Source organism: Rhodococcus sp. 14-1411-2a (genome assembly GCF_002259485.1).
GTDB lineage: Bacteria > Actinomycetota > Actinomycetes > Mycobacteriales > Mycobacteriaceae > Rhodococcoides.
Map to the genome: position 1 here is coordinate 101740 of NZ_NPGA01000011.1, position 15665 is coordinate 117404.

Annotated in this window: 12 protein-coding genes; 8 read left to right on the forward strand and 4 right to left on the reverse strand. The window is 65.5% G+C overall.

The features are described from left to right. Nucleotides 1–9: 9 nt before the first annotated feature. Nucleotides 10–1515: a PucR family transcriptional regulator gene (locus CH291_RS08840; RefSeq protein ID WP_256980777.1), complete on the reverse strand. Its 1506-nt coding sequence runs from the start codon at nt 1513–1515 to the stop codon at nt 10–12. A gap of 148 nt (nt 1516–1663) precedes the next feature. On the opposite strand from CH291_RS08840, the gene CH291_RS08845 reads away from it, so the two are divergent. From CH291_RS08845 to CH291_RS08880, 8 genes are all read left to right on the forward strand, one after another. Further along, complete coding sequence (locus tag CH291_RS08845; protein WP_094668606.1) at nt 1664–2530, forward strand: FAD binding domain-containing protein; 867 nt, start codon at nt 1664–1666, stop codon at nt 2528–2530. A 2-nt stretch (nt 2531–2532) separates the two neighbouring features. After that, nucleotides 2533–3006, forward strand: coding sequence for a (2Fe-2S)-binding protein (locus tag CH291_RS08850; RefSeq protein ID WP_068048485.1), 474 nt, complete (start codon nt 2533–2535; stop codon nt 3004–3006). After that, nucleotides 3003–4355 (forward strand): 8-oxoguanine deaminase, encoded by a 1353-nt coding sequence (locus CH291_RS08855; protein ID WP_094687236.1) that lies wholly within the window; start codon nt 3003–3005, stop codon nt 4353–4355. The genes CH291_RS08850 and CH291_RS08855 overlap by 4 nt, the downstream gene beginning before the upstream one ends. Then, on the forward strand, nt 4352–6676 hold the full coding sequence (locus tag CH291_RS08860) for a xanthine dehydrogenase family protein molybdopterin-binding subunit (RefSeq protein WP_256980778.1): 2325 nt from the start codon (nt 4352–4354) through the stop codon (nt 6674–6676). The genes CH291_RS08855 and CH291_RS08860 overlap by 4 nt, the downstream gene beginning before the upstream one ends. 122 nt (nt 6677–6798) lie before the next feature. Further along, the gene (locus CH291_RS08865) at nt 6799–8241 is read left to right on the forward strand and encodes an NCS2 family permease (RefSeq protein WP_068048478.1); all 1443 of its coding nucleotides are present in this window, start codon (nt 6799–6801) and stop codon (nt 8239–8241) included. A 1-nt stretch (nt 8242) separates the two neighbouring features. Then, complete coding sequence (locus CH291_RS08870; protein WP_217901107.1) at nt 8243–9325, forward strand: XdhC family protein; 1083 nt, start codon at nt 8243–8245, stop codon at nt 9323–9325. An 85-nt stretch (nt 9326–9410) separates the two neighbouring features. Next, on the forward strand, nt 9411–9740 hold the full coding sequence (locus CH291_RS08875; RefSeq protein ID WP_094687237.1) for a hypothetical protein: 330 nt from the start codon (nt 9411–9413) through the stop codon (nt 9738–9740). Nucleotides 9741–9888: 148 nt separating this feature from the next. After that, nucleotides 9889–12162 carry an HNH endonuclease signature motif containing protein gene (locus CH291_RS08880; protein ID WP_094687238.1) on the forward strand — a complete coding sequence of 758 codons (2274 nt, stop codon included), beginning with the start codon at nt 9889–9891 and terminating at the stop codon, nt 12160–12162. Between the two features lie 4 nt (nt 12163–12166). Here CH291_RS08880 and allB read toward each other — a convergent pair whose 3' ends face one another. From allB to CH291_RS08895, 3 genes are read right to left on the reverse strand one after another with little or no spacing between them, the layout of a single operon-like run. After that, nucleotides 12167–13540, reverse strand: a complete 1374-nt coding sequence (gene allB / locus CH291_RS08885; protein WP_094687312.1) for an allantoinase AllB — start codon at nt 13538–13540, stop codon at nt 12167–12169. Then, the gene (gene alc, locus CH291_RS08890; RefSeq protein WP_094687239.1) at nt 13491–14534 is read right to left on the reverse strand and encodes an allantoicase; all 1044 of its coding nucleotides are present in this window, start codon (nt 14532–14534) and stop codon (nt 13491–13493) included. The genes allB and alc overlap by 50 nt, the downstream gene beginning before the upstream one ends. Further along, on the reverse strand, nt 14531–15664 hold the full coding sequence (locus CH291_RS08895) for a glycerate kinase (protein ID WP_094687240.1): 1134 nt from the start codon (nt 15662–15664) through the stop codon (nt 14531–14533). The genes alc and CH291_RS08895 overlap by 4 nt, the downstream gene beginning before the upstream one ends. Nucleotide 15665: the final 1 nt, after the last annotated feature.

Here is a 15665-nt window from a genome sequence, read left to right on the forward strand (position 1 = left end):
CGCGACGGGTCACCGCAGCCGTAGTGCCAAGTAGAACTCGATCCGGTCCTCCAGTCGCGACAGATCGCGGCCGGTCAGTTCCTCGATGCGCTGGATGCGATATCGGACGGAATTGACGTGCATGTGCAGTTGTTCGGCACACCGCGTCCAGGCTCCGTTGGTGTCGAGGTACACCGACAGCGTCTCGACGAGATCACTGTTGTGCAGGTCGTCGTAGTCGACCAGGGGAGTCAGCAGTCTCGAGGTGAACATGCGTCGCACGTCATCGGGAACGTTGGCGAGAAGTATTGTCAGCGTGGCCAATTCGTCGTGACCGACGACACTGCAGTCCGAGCCATGACGCTCGGCGAGTCTGCGGGCGTAGCGCGCTTCCTCGATCGCGCTTCGGATGTCGACGGGCGCGGTCGGAGCGCTGACACCGATCGAGGTACCGCTACCGACCAGTCCCGGTGCCAACGTGTGGACCGCTCGCCGAACGGAATCGGTTCGGTCGGTTCGCGCCTCCACCAACGCGATGGCCTCACCGTCGACGATTCCGAGGGTGATCTCCAACGGTGCCAGCACTTCTCGTAACAGCGGGCGTAGCTCGCCGAGCCGCAACGTCTCCCCGGACGTGGCCACAGCCACTGCAGCATACCGTGTTTCGATGTCGAGTCCGATGACGTGCATCTGGGCGAGGATGTCAGCGGCCGTCGCACCGCCGACGATCGTGCGCACGAATTCCTGCGCCAGAATTCCCGACCCGGACAGGCGATCGTCGACGCGACTGCGTTCCACCGCCACGATCGACGCCAGCTGTCCGGCCAGGGAAAGTCTCGGCGCATCCCATGTCTGCCAATCGCTTTCGAAGGCCACGAACCAATCCACGACGCGCGGTGCGGACTCACCGTCGACGGCGAACACCGAGACTCGCTGCTCCGGGCAATAGCGCGGCAGCCGTACCGAGCTCATGAAGTCCTGCGCCACCGCTTCGGTGTCCGGCGGATTTTCGGATCCGGCGAGTACCCGTCCCGACGACGTGACGACCCAGCAGTTCATACCCAGATCGGAGCTGACCATCTCCAGCAGCGGACCGAGACCCCCACCGGGCCCCGCGCTAGCCACCAGGCGTCGATGCCGATCGAGCACCAGACTCAGGTCCGAGGCCCGGGCCGTGGACAGTTGCCGGACCACGCTCTCGGTGACGGTGGCGAAAGCGATGTCGGCGGGTACGCGAAAGAGCGGCAGGCCGTGCTCGAGGCAGGCGTCGACCAGATCGTCGGGCACCACGCCGTCGTCGGATGCCGCCAACGCCGAGATCCCGGCCTTGGACACCGCCCGGACGAACGTCCTCGAGTCCTCGGGGCCCGTCCGCCACATCAGACCGGTCAGCACCAGCTCTCCGCCGCTGAGGTAGCGACTCGGATCGAGCATGTCGGTGGTCACGACCCATCGGATGGTCGGATCGAAGTGCTCGGGAGTGACGATCGGCTGCAGTTTCAGGTCGGGGAGATCGGCCAGATCACGCAGTCTCACGGTGCATCGACCTCCTCTTCGTAGGATCCTCCAAAACCTACACTGTGATCGGCGTCATACTTCGTCGTTCCTGTCTCTCGTTCGCATGGCCTCCGGCGGTTGTACTGGGTGAACACGACCGAAAGACACGTGAGCGGAGAACAGCACGATGGAATTTCTACGACCACAGACCTGGGGCGACGCGTTGGCCGCGAAGGCCGACAACGTCGACGTGGTGCCCATCCAGGGCGGCACCGACGTCATGGTCGAGATGAACTTCGACCTGCACCGGCCGGGCGCATTGCTGGATCTGAACCCGATCACCGAACTCACCGAATGGGCGCACCTTCCCGACGGGACGCTGCGGGTCGGCGCAGGCGTGCCGTACGTCCGCATCATCGCCGAGCTCGGAGACATGCTTCCCGGCATCTCCCAGGCCTCCCGCACCGTCGGCTCACCGCAGATCCGCAATCGCGGGACCGTCGGCGGCAACCTCGGCGGCGCGTCGCCAGCAGGCGATCTGCACGCGCCTCTGCTCGCAGCGGGCGCGACCGTCGAGGTCGAATCGGCCGAGCGCGGAGTACGCATGATCCCCGCCACCGAGTTCTACCTCGGCGTCAAGCGCAATTCCTGCCTGCCCGACGAACTCATCCGCGCCTTTCACGTGGCACCGGCAGCGGGACCGCAGTACTTCTCCAAGATCGGCACCCGCAACGCGATGGTCATCGCAGTCTGCTCGTTCTCGATCGCACTGTTTCCGCAGGAGGGTCGTGTGGGTACCGGGCTCGGCTCCGCTGCGCCGACGCCGCGCCGGGCTTACGATGCCGAGAACTACCTCGCGGCCGAACTCGAGTGGGACGGTGCCCTCGATCCGCGGGTATCGGAGGAATTCGGCCGATTGGTCAGTGCGGCAGCAAGTCCCATCGACGACGTACGAGGCACTGCCGATTACCGCAAGCACGCCCTGTCCGTGATGGCCCGGCGAACACTGGGCTGGGCATGGCGAGACCTCACAGCCGCACGGAAGGTGGCCTGAACATGCGAGTCAACTGCACCATCAACGGAAAAGACATGGAAGCCGACGACGTCTGGGAGGGCGAGAGTCTGCTCTACCTGCTGCGTGAACGCATGGGACTCCCCGGATCCAAGAATGCCTGCGAGCAAGGTGAATGCGGTTCGTGCACCGTCTATCTCGACGGCGTCCCCGCATGTGCCTGCCTGGTGGCCGCCGGTCAGGTCGAGGGCCGCGAGATCCGTACCGTCGAAGGCCTCGCCGAAGGCGACAAGCTCGATCCGATGCAGGAGGCGTTCGTCGAATGCGGAGCCGTCCAATGCGGCTTCTGCACCCCCGGGCTCGTGGTGCAAGCACACGATCTGATCGAGCGCGTTCCCAATCCGTCGGACGTCGAGATCCGTGAATCCCTCGCCGGAAACCTCTGCCGCTGCACCGGATACGAGAAGATCCTGGACGCCGTGCGGCTTGCAGCAACTCGAAAGGCCGAAGCCAAATGACCACTGTCATCTCGGGTGCCTACATCGCGCCCATCGTCGGCGACGAGATCCCCGACGGCTACCTCGTCGTCGAGGGCACGATGATCACCGCCATCGGATCGGGTCCCGCCCCGATCATCCCCGGCGCCGAGACGATCGACGCGTCCGGCTGCCTCGTCACCCCCGGCCTGGTGAACACACACCACCACCTCTACCAGTGGGCGTCCCAGGGCCTCGCCAAGGACAACACTCTCTTCGAATGGCTTGTCGCGCTGTACAAGCCGTGGTCCAAGATGGATGCCGAGGTCGTCGGCGGTGCTGCCGCGGCCGGGCTCGGATGGCTGGCCAAATCGGGATGCACCACGAGCACCGATCATCACTACATCTTCCCCCAGGGCCGAGGCGATCTGTTCGCCGCCGAGATCGACGCGGCGCAACGCATCGGAGTCCGCTTCCAGCCGTGCCGAGGCTCGATGGACCGGGGTGTGTCCGACGGCGGCCTGCCACCGGACGAGGTGGTCGAATCGCTCGACGACATCCTCACGGCCACCGCCGAGGCCATCGACACCTATCACGACGCCTCCTTCGGTTCCATGCTCCGCATCGCGGTCGCGCCCTGTTCACCGTTCTCGATCAGTAAAGAGCTACTCGTCGAGTCCGCAGGGCTTGCTCGCGCCAAAGGCGTTCGGCTGCACACTCATCTGGCCGAAACCCTGGACGAAGAAGAGCACTGCCTCGCTCAGATGAACTGCACCCCGGTCGAGTACATGGAGCAGGTCGGCTGGCTGGGTGACGACGTGTGGTTCGCACACGCCGTGCACCTGCACGATTCCGACATCGCGAAGATTGCGGCAACCGGTACCGGCACCGCCCATTGCCCGAGTTCCAATGCTCGGCTCGGCGCGGGTATCGCCCGGATCTCGGACCTGCTCGCCGCCGGCGCACCCGTCGGCCTGGGGGTCGACGGTTCCGCCTCGGCCGAAATGGTGCCCCTGGCAGGCGAGGTCCGTCAGGCCATGTACATGCAGCGGGCCAAGTACGGACCGACAGCACTGACCGCGCGTCAGGCACTCGAGCTCGGAACACTGGGCGGCGCAACGGTACTGGGTCGTCAGAGCGAGATCGGTTCGCTCGAGGTCGGCAAACTGGCCGACATCGCGATCTGGCGCACCGACGGGTTCTACTCGGCGGTGGACGATCCGGTCGTCGCGTTCGCGTACGGGCAGACACCACCGCTCGCGCGCTTGATGGTGGGAGGCCGGACGATCGTCGAGAACGATGTCTTGACCAGCGCACCGCAGGACGAAATAGGCCGCGCCGGAGCCGATGCGCACCGTCGCCTGATGAAACTCGCGGAGGACGTGCTGTGAGCGCCCCGACCACCACACCCCGGCAAGCTCCCGCCGACATCCCCGCCCCGGGTCGCGGTCGCGTCGGCGACAGCCCGCTGCGACCCGACGGCACGCTGAAGGTCAAGGGCGAGTTCGCCTACTCATCGGATCTGTTCATCGACGGGATGCTGTGGGGTGCAACCCTTCGTAGCCCGCATCCCCGCGCGAGGATCGTCTCTGTCGACATCTCGAAGGCGCTGGCAACTCCCGGCGTCGAGGCGGTACTCACCCACGAGGACGTGCCGGGGCGCAAGTGCTTCGGGCTCGACCACACGTGGGATCAGCCCGTGCTGGCCTTCGACGAGGTGCGGCACGAGGGCGAACCGATCGCGTTGATCGCAGCCGACCATCCCGAAACCGCCCGGCGCGCAATGGAAAAGATCGTCGTGGTCTACGACGTGCTCGAGCCTCTCACCGATGCCCGACGCGCAGCCCTGGATCCGGACTACCCGAAGGTGCAGGAACGCGGCGGAGTGGCGCGACATCAGCCGGTGCGCGTCGGCAACGTCGCCGCCGCACGGGCCACCGCGGATGTCATCGTCATCAGCGACTTCGCCGTCGGCATCCAGGATCAAGCGTTCCTCGGACCCGAGTCCGGCTTGGCCGTTCCCGCCGAGGACGGCGGCGTGGATCTCTATGTCGCGACCCAGTGGATGCACAACGATCTGGCGCAGATCGGGCCGTGTCTCGGCCTGTCCGAGGAGAAGATCCGAATGACGCTGGCCGGCGTCGGCGGTGCATTCGGTGGCCGTGAGGACCTGTCGATGCAGATCCACGCGGCGATGCTCGCCATGCACACCGGCAAGCCCGTCAAGATCGTCTACAACCGGTACGAGTCGTTCTTCGGCCACGTACACCGCCACCCCGCACAGATGCACTACGAGTACGGTGCCACCAGGGACGGCAAGCTCGTGTTCGCCGATGTCGAGATCATCCTCGACGGCGGTGCGTACACCTCGGCCACTCTCAACGTGGTCGGCAACGCGGCCTCGCTCGGTGTCGGACCGTACGTCATCCCCAACATCGAGATCGACGCGTACGGGGTGTACACCAACAATCCACCGTGCGGTGCGATGCGTGGATTCGGCGCAGTGCAAGCATGTTTCGCGTACGAGTCGATGATGGACAAGCTCGGCGAGGCCTGCGGTATCGGGCCGGTGGCAATCCGCCAGATCAACGCCGTCAGCCAAGGTTCCATCCTCGCGACCGGCCAGGTCATCGAAGCACCTGCCCCACTGGCCGAGATGCTCGCCCGAGCCGAGGCGATGGAACTACCTGCCCCGCTGGACGCGTCGGACATTCGAAATCTGCCGGGTGGGGCATCGCAGACCACCCACGGCGAAGGCGTCGTACGTGGGATCGGATACGGCGTCGGCATCAAGAACATCTGCTTCTCCGAGAACTACGACGACTACTCCACTGCTCGCGTCCGGCTGGAGGTGATCGGCGGCGAGGCAACGGCATTGGTGCACACGGCTGCTGCCGAGGTGGGGCAGGGACTGGTGACGTTGGAGGCGCAGATCGCGCGCACCGAACTCGGCGTCACCAAGGTCGTCATCCATCCCGCCGACACCAAGGTCGGCAATGCCGGCTCTTCGTCCGCGTCGCGCCAGTCGTACATGACCGGTGGCGCAGTGAAGACCGCGTGCGAGGCCGTGCGCGAGGCGGTGTTCGTCCTGGCCGGCCTGTATCTGGGCCGCGCGGTGGCCGACCTCAGCCTCGACGGCGGCAAGATCGTCTCGGCCACCGACGGTGTGCTGGCCACGATCGAGGACGTACTCGGCGATCGCGTCATCGAGCAGACTCGTGAATTCCACCATCGCCCCACCAGCGGAATGGATCCGGTCACCGGACAGGGCGCGAGCCACACCCAGCTCGCCCTGTGTGTCCACCGCGCCGTGGTGGACGTCGACGTCGAACTCGGACTCGTCAAGGTCGTCGAGATGGCGGCCGTGCAGGACGTCGGCAAGATCCTCAACCGGCTTTCACTCGAAGGCCAGATCCACGGCGGCACAGCGCAGGGCCTCGGCCTCGCGGTGATGGAAGAAATCGTCGTCGTGGACGGTCTGGTGAAGAACCCGTCGTTCACCGACTATCTGATTCCGACCATTCTCGACATGCCGCCCATGAAGCTGGACATCCTCGAGAACCCGGATCCCCTGGCACCGTACGGCCTTCGTGGTGCCGGCGAGCCACCCACCCTCTCGTCGACGCCCGCCGTCGTCGCAGCCATCCGTAACGCCACCGGACTCGCGTTGACCCGCGTACCCGTTCGACCCGAACACATCATCAACAGCTGATCCGAGTTCCATCCCCATTCGACGAAACCTTCTCCGGCACAACCGTACCGACTCCAACTCCCCCGGCATGTCGGCCCGGCCCGACGCTCGACGAGGTTGATCACGCCCTGGGAGGGCCGATCATGACCGACGTACACACATCCAGCACTCGCCAAAGCGGACGAGGTCGATCCCAGATCGACAAGTTCTTCGACATCACTGGCCGCGGTTCGACGCTGTCACGCGAAATTCGCGGTGGTGTCACCACATTCGTGGCCATGGCCTACCTGATCGTTCTCATCCCTCTGATCATCGGTGATGCACGCGATGTCACCGGTGCCACGCTCGATCCGGCTCAGCTGTCGACCATGGTGGCACTGTCCGCCGGGCTGACGACCATCCTGATGGGGGTCGTCGGAAACGCGCCCCTCGCGATGGCAGCCGGCCTCGGGGTGACGCCGATCGTGGTGTTCCAGGCGGCCCCGTACATGACCTGGCCGCAGGCGATGGGTCTGGTAGTTCTCGAGGGCGTCGTCATCGTCGTCTTCGCTCTCACCGGCATTCGGCAACTCATCATGGATGCCATACCACTGGTACTCAAGCAGGCGATCGGCGTCGGAATCGGTGCATTCATCGCGCTGATCGGCCTGGTCGATGCCGGGTTCGTCGGGCACCACGAGTCGGCAGCAACCGCCGTCACCCTCGGCACCTTCGGCAAGCTCGCCGGCTGGCCGGTGTTCGTGTTCTGCGTCGGGCTCATCCTGATGATCATGCTGTTCGTTCGGAAGGTGCCGGGCGCGATGCTGATCGGCATCTTCGTGGCCACCAACTTGGCGATCATCCTGAACTCGGTGTTCGACATCGAGCCGGAGGCGTGGGGACCGGTCGTACCGAAGGTGCCCGACTCCATCGTCGCCACACCACAATTCGACCTGCTGTTCAACGTCGACCTGTTCGGCGGCTTCGCTCGGGCCGGAATCGTCACGGCGTCGGTCGTCCTGTTCACGCTCGTTCTCTCGGGCTTCTTCGACGCGATGGGCACCATCCTCGGAGTCGGCGAGGAAGCGGGTCTGGTCGACAAGCAAGGCAGGATGCCCGGACTGAGCCGCATCCTCACCGTCGACGGCATCGGTGCCATCGTCGGAGGCGCAATCAACGGCTCCGCCAACACCGCCGTGGTGGAATCTGCGGCCGGCGTCACCGAGGGTGCCCGAACCGGTCTCGCCAGCGTCGTCACAGGCGGGTTGCTGACCAGCTTGATCTTCTTCACTCCGTTGGCCGGGGTGGTTCCCGTCGGTGCAGCTGCGCCGGCCCTGGTTTTGGTGGGCGCGCTGATGATGACGCACGTACGCAAGATCGACTGGGAGAACACCGAAATCGCGATCCCCGCCTTCCTGACCATCGTGCTGATGCCCTTCACCTACTCCATCACCGTCGGTGTTGCGGCCGGTGTCATCTCGTACACCCTCGTTCGTCTGGCCAAAGGCAAAGCACGCCAGACGCATTGGCTGCTGTACCTGATGTCGGGTATATTCTTGGTCTACTTCGCCCTGCACCCGATCGAAGAAGCGTTGGGAATCTCGTAACGTGAAAGAGATCGTCGATCGTCTGTCCGCCTGGGACCGCGCTGGCATTCCCTATGCGGTAGCGACTGTCATTGCGGTATCCGGAAGTGCCCCAAGGCTTCCGGGTGCCGCGATGGCGGTCTGCGCCGACGGTGAAGCAGTGGGCAGCGTCTCCGGTGGCTGCGTCGAAGGCGCCGTGTACGAGCTGTGCCGCGAGGTTCTCGAGACCGGTGAGTCCAAGCGAGAGTCGTTCGGCTACAGCGACGTCGACGCTTTCGCTGTCGGTCTGACCTGCGGGGGAGTGATCGAGGTGTTCGTCCGCCTCGGACCTCCGCGTGCCGTGCTCGCGGCCATCGCGTCGGACTCGGCGGTGGCCACGGTGACGATGCTCTCCGGGTCAGGGGAATCGCTTGCAGTGTCCTCCTCGGCCACTATCGGCAGCACCGGGTTCTCCGACGTCGACGCCGTGGTCGTCGGTGAGGCGCTGGCGATGCTGGACTCCGGCGGTACCGGAATCCGGTCGGTGCGGTGCCGGCCTGATCTCGACGTGTTCGTGCAGTCCTACGCCACGGCCCCGCGGCTGCTGATCTTCGGGGCAATCGACTACGCCGGCGCACTCGCCCGCGTGGGTAAGTTCCTCGGGTATCACGTGACGGTCTGTGACGCGAGACCGGTATTCGCCACTGCTGCACGGTTTCCCGACGCCGACGAGGTGGTCACCGAATGGCCGCACAGCTACCTGGCGCGGACGGCCGTCGATGCCCGCACGGTGATTTGCGTCCTGACGCACGACGCCAAATTCGATGTGCCGCTGCTCGAGGTGGCCCTGCGACTGCCGGTGGCCTTCGTCGGGGCGATGGGATCACGCAGGACTCACGACGATCGCGCCGTCCGGTTGCGTGACGTCGGGTTGACCGAGCAGGAGCTCGCACGCTTGAAGTCGCCGATCGGCTTGGACTTGGGTGCGAGAACTCCAGAGGAAACTGCACTGGCCATCGCGGCGGAATTCGTCGCCGTGCGACGTGGGGGTAGTGCTCTGCCCCTGACACATACAGCGGGTCCGATCCACCACGACGGGGCGGCGGGGGATGCGAAGTACGCGTAACTACCCTGGGTACGGGATGTCCACCTCTCTGCCGTAAGGGATCCAGTTGATTCGCGACCTACCTCGGTATCGACGACTGAACCTGTTGAGCGTTGCCCTTCTCGGCACCATGGCTGCAGTCGCCACGATCCAGGTACTCGCCCTGTCCAATTTCGGCAGGGGACTCGCGCACGCGGCAATCCTCATCTGTGCGGTTGCGGCCGTTGTGTACGGAGTCTGCCGCGCAGCCCGCAAGCCCACGTGGCTGCTTGCTCGCATGGCGCTCGTCTTCTTCACGCTCGGATCCGTGGCGTCACTCATCGGAGGGAGTTATCTCCCCGCAGCCAGCGGCGCGATCATGGCTGCCATTCTCCCGATGTTCTTGACTGATGAACGGTGGGACAGGCTCTTCGGGTACCGCGCGATCGCGAATTGAACCAGGACTTCGGGCAATCGATAGTCGCAGTGCAGACGGATTCACGCCGCCCTCGATTCCGACCTCGAGTTCTTGTCGGTGGGTCGAGATAGTCTTCTTTCAGTTCGAACGCACGTTCTGAAATGTTGCTCACCGGGGGGGTGAAAAAATGGGTGCAATACCGACCGTGTCACTGGAGGCGTTGACCGCTGCCGCGCGCGAGGAGAATCGACAGGCGGCCCGCAAGATCACCGCCTGCTACCGCGTGCACTGCGACTGGATCACCCGCGACACAAAACACAAGCACTACAGCCGATACGGACGCACCGAAATGTCAGTGGCGTTGGGCTGTTCGGCGACCGTCGCCGAAGCGTACGTCTCGGTCGGCGTCGCCCTGCACACGCGGATGCCGCTGCTACGGGCAGCGTTCGAGGCCGGTGAGATCGACCTCCCCCGCGTGCGGACGGTGTGCCGGATCCTCGACAACCTCTCCGACGACATCGTCACCCGCGTCGAAGCCGAGGTGGTCGAGGCGGCGCGGAGATCGTCCCCGGGCCCGCTCGAACAGGCGATCTGGGACATCCTGCTGCGCGTCGCACCCGAGGAAGCCGCCGCGTTGCGGGAGTTCGCGAAGAAATTCCGCACCGTCACCTACAGCCCCGCCGGCGAACTCGCCCGCATCCGAGCCGAGCTGACCGCCCCCGAAGCCGCCGCCGCATGGCAACTCCTCGAAGAAATGGCCGACACCCTCTGCCCCAAAGACCCGCGCGGTAAAAAAGAACGCCTGTGCGATGCATTCATGGCCCGCATGCACGGCGAACCCCGACTGGCATGCCTGTGCCAACGCACCGATTGCCCGAAGAAAGACACAGCGTTGCCGGATCGACGGGTGCCGCTCACGATGATCACCGTCGACATCGCCACCCTCATCGGACTACTCGCCAACCCCGCCTACCTCGCCGGGCACGGATCCATCGACCCCGACCTCGCGCGAGAGTTGGCACGCAACAGTCACTGGCAGATCCTGCTCACCGAAGCAGTGACCCTCGCCGAGAAACTCGGACTCGCTGTGCAGAACCCGGAGACCGGGGAATGGGAACAACGCTCGGACGGCGAGAAGGCAGGGGCTGCAACAGAACCCGAGACGGGAACAGCGACGGAGACAGACGCGGGCTTGGGCTTCGCTGCAGACTCGGCTGCGGATGCGGATGCGGGAACTGGGTCGGGCGCGGACTCGAGGGCTGCGACAGAATCCTCGACCGAACCGACCCCGGCCAGTTCACCTGCACCTGCACCTGCACCTGCACCTGCACCGGGAAATACCTCGACACCAGCACCGACGCCCGCAGCACCGGCAGATGAGGTCGACGAGACCGGGGAGACCGGCGAGACCGGCGATGCCGAGGAGAACGACGAATCCGCACCCGTACCTGCGACCGCCCTTCCAGCTCAAGCAACGTCGGCCACCGGCCCTGAAGCCGCGGCTTCGCCTGCACCGGCGTCAGCGTCAGCATCACCACCACCTGCGGAACAGACACCGCCGATGCCTGCTATCACACCGAACTGTTCGGAATCACGCTCTTCCACAACACCATCCGACTCCACAACATCCGGTCCGACGTCAGCCCGAGGCCCGGAACCGGGAACAGGCTCGACTGCCACTGCCACTGACGCTGCTACTGCCGCCAGCGACAATCCACGCCAGCGTCGCCTGGGATCACTGACCTCCGCTGCAGCCCTGTTCTGCACCCACACTCCCGTCGGCCGGGGCACACGGCACAGCTCTGCCCTCGACCTGGACGACATCAGACATCCCGCCCACAACATGAGAGCACTCGACCTACGCTCGGCGATCCGGATGGACAACCGAACCATCAACACACCCTCAGGCCTCTACCTCGGCAACGCCACCCTTGCCGCCGCGCTCGAAGCCGCGATCGCCGCCGACCCCACCCTCGGAAAATCGGTCCCCCGCGACCCGCTCACCGACCGCGCCCTGATCTACCGACCCGACGCCCTCACCACCGCCGCGGTCCGCCTGCGCGACAAACACTGCCGATTCCCTGGCTGCCACCGACCCGCCGCACGCTGCCAACTCGACCACATCGTGGCCTTCGACCACGCCAACCCTCGCGGCGGCGGCTGGACCACCGTCAACAACCTCCAATGCCTCTGCGACTACCACCACTCCGTCAAAACCGCCGGCTACTGGACCGCCACCATGCTCCCCGGCGGAGCCATCCTGTGGACATCGACATCCAAGACCGCCCGAATCACCCTGCCCACCAACGCAACATCCGTACCCATCCTCGGCAACGACCTCAGACCACACATCCCCACCACACCGAAACGATCCGGCCACATCGCCTACCCCAACCCACCCGACAACCACGACCCCGAAACAAAACCCATAGCCGAAGACTCCGCAGAGCCACCGTTCTAGAAGGTCAGCGCTGACGCCGCAACAACTGTCCGGTCGACGACTCCGAGCCCGCGATCCATGACCGTCGCACCACACCCGACAAGCCCACCCGGTCGTACGCAGTCACCGGGTTACGGTGGTACAGCTGCGCGACGTCGACGGTGAACTTCTCATCCGGAGCGAAGACCACGAGATCTGCAGCACAACCGATCTCGATGCGTCCACGATCTGCCATACCCACCTGATCGGCCGTGTTGGTGGCCATCCATCGCACGATGTCGGTCAGTGCGAAGCCGCGAGAACGCGCCTCGGTCCACACCGCTGCAAGTGACACCTGCAGCGACGCAATCCCACCCCACGCATCGCCGAAGTCTCCGGTGTCGAACCGCTTCAGGTCGGGCGTACAGGGCGAGTGATCGGTGACAATGGTGTCGATCGTGCCGTCGGACAGACCCTGCCACAACAACTCGCGGTTGCCGGCCTCGCGGATCGGCGGGCAGCACTTGAACTGGGTCGCCCCAGCCGGCACGGCCTCGGCGTCGAAACACAGGTAGTGCGGACAGGTTTCGACGGTCACCCGCACACCGTCGCGCTTGGCCGCCGCAATCATCGGCAACGCATCGGCGCTCGACAGATGCAGAATGTGCACCCGACACCCCGTCCGCCGAGACAGCTCGATCACCTGCTCGATGGCCCGATTCTCGGCCGCACGTGGACGCGATTCCAAGAATCCCGAGTACTCACGGCCCGCCGCGGACGGTGCCTCGGCGATCACCTCGGCGTTCTCGGCGTGGACGATCATCAGCCCGTCGAACGATGCAATCTCGATCAGAGCCTTCTCGAGCTCCGGAATCGTCAGCGGCGGAAACTCGTCCACGCCCGACGCCAGCAGGAAGCACTTGAAGCCGAAAACACCCGCATCGTGCAGTGGCCGCAGCTGATCGACGTTCCCCGGCACGGCACCGCCCCAGAACCCGACGTTCACGACCGACTGATCCGCTGCCACCCGCCGCTTGATCTCCAACGCCGCAACGTCCACCGTCGGCGGGATGCTGTTGAGCGGCATGTCGACGATGGTGGTGATGCCACCAGCCGCGGCAGCCCGGGTGGCGCTGGCGAACCCTTCCCACTCGGTGCGCCCCGGCTCGTTGACGTGAACATGCGTGTCCACCAAACCCGGCAGCAACACCTCGTGCGAGCCGAGCTCGACCACGGTGCCGGCGAGCACCGCACCACCGGCATCATAGGAGTCGATCGCCACGATCCGGCCGTCCACCACCGAGACCGAAGCGGCGACCTCCCGTCCGCCGATCACCGCCCGCGAAGCGCGAACGACCAGATCGATCGAATCAGATTGCACTGGAGGCGCTCTGAAGCTCGGACGACTTCCATGCAACATCAGCCGCATCGAGAGCCTCGGCGTCGAGTTCACCGAACAATCTCAATCGGGACAGGCCGCCGTCGGGGTACACGTCCAGTCGCAGGTGCGTGTACGCATCGGCCTCGTTCAGCAGGAAGCGATGACGCGTGTCCGGCTGAACGGCGGTACGGGGCAGAATCTCGCTCCATGCGGTCGGGTCCGTGATGTGTCGGCGACGAGAATCGATGGCGCTGAGTCGAATCCACCCCGGCGCGTTTCCGACGTAGTAGCTGGTGTCGACCTCCACGTGTCGCGGAGCACCGGGTGAAGCGAGGGCGAAGACCGCGAAGTCGTTGCCGCCGTGACGTCGTCGCGAGTTTTCCCAACCCTCGCCCATGTTGCGAGCCCGCCCGGGCAGGATGATGTTGGCCGGGGAGGAGTAGAACGCGTCGGAGCAGTCGATCAGCCGAGCTCCGTTATCGGCGGCCAGCAGATCGACGGTGCCGGCGAGGAACCGCGGATCCTGAACCACCTGGCCGTGCACACGGAACCGGGCAACGCCGCCGTCGGGGTAGATCGACAGACGCACATGCGTCCACCGGTGCCGATCGTCCACCGCATACATGTTCGCAGTGTCACCGGCTGCGGGAGACTTGTCGACGATGCTGTGCCATTCCGCATTCTGCACATCCTCGATGGACGGATAGCCCTCGATCGACGCCGCCTCGACGGAGACGAACGGCGGGTAGTTGCCAGTGAAGTGAGCCGTGTCGACCACGACGCCGTGCACGATGCCGGGGGCTCCAAGTCGCACGATCGCCCAGTCGTGGCCACCCTCGTCACGGCGACGCCGAGTCTCCCAGCCGTCGTACACCTTTCCCTTGTGTCCGAAGTCCGCGGGATCGAACAGCGGAGCGTCCGGCTTGATCAGGTTCTCGCGCTGGGCGAACAGCTCGTCGTTCGCTGCGGAGACGCTGCCGCCGAGCGCCCGAGAGGCAAGGTCGGTCAGCGTGGTGAAATCGGTTCCGGTCATGAAGTTCCTTCCAAAATGTGTGTGGTGGCCAACGTTCGACCTACCTCGTGCAACAACCGAGCCGCGTCACGCATGGAGATCTGCGGGTCCGGCTCCAGGTCGGTCAGCGAATAGGAGGCGGTGATTCCGTAGGGGCGCAATCGATCCAAGCCGACGATGCTGCGTCCCGCCACGGTGATCACCGGGACCCCCGCCGCGCGCGCTGCATGGGCGACTCCGATCGGTGCCTTGCCGTGCAGGCTCTGCTCGTCCAGCGAACCCTCACCGGTGACGACAAGGTCGGCCGACGCCAGAGCGCTGCCGAAGTCGATCAGCTCGAGCACGGTGTCGATCCCCGGCTTGGCCGCAGCACCGAGTACAGCCATGGCACCGAAGGCGGTTCCGCCGGCCGCCCCGGTGCCGGCGAGACCGCTCATGTCGCGGCCGATTGCGTTGCGTACCAGATGCGCCCACTGGCGCATCCCGTGTTCCAGATACAGCAACTCCTGCGGTCCTGCACCCTTCTGTGGGCCGTAGACAGCCGCGGCTCCGGTGACACCGAGCAACGGATTGTCGACGTCGCAGGCCAGCTCGAACACCGCATTCCGGGCCGACGGCAACAGGCCGCTCAGGTCGAGTTGGACTGCACCCCGCAGCGGACCGCCGCCGAGCGCGACGTCGTTGCCGTCGGCATCGAGGATGCGGGCACCCAGCGCGCTGAGCATTCCGGCGCCGCCGTCGGTGGATGCGCTGCCCCCGAGTCCGACGACGAGACGCCGCGCACCTGCCTCCAGAGCGTGCCCGATGACGGTACCGAGACCGAACGTGCTGGCTCCCAGCGCAGCCGGCTGTCCATTCGGCAGCAGCTCGAGCCCTACCGCCGAGGCCAACTCGACGACCGCCGTATCACCACGACGGGCATACGACGTATCGACCGGCTCACCGGTCGGTCCTGTGCAGGTCACTGCCACTCGATCCCACCCGGCGGTGACGGCAGCATCGACGGTGCCGTCACCGCCGTCGGCGACGGGTAGGCACACCGTTTCGAGCGACGAGTCGACCGAGAGCATCCCCTCGGCCACCGCCTGCGCGACCTCCGCCGCCGACAGCGAACCCTTGAACTTGTCGGGAGCGAGCAGAATCCGCGTCATC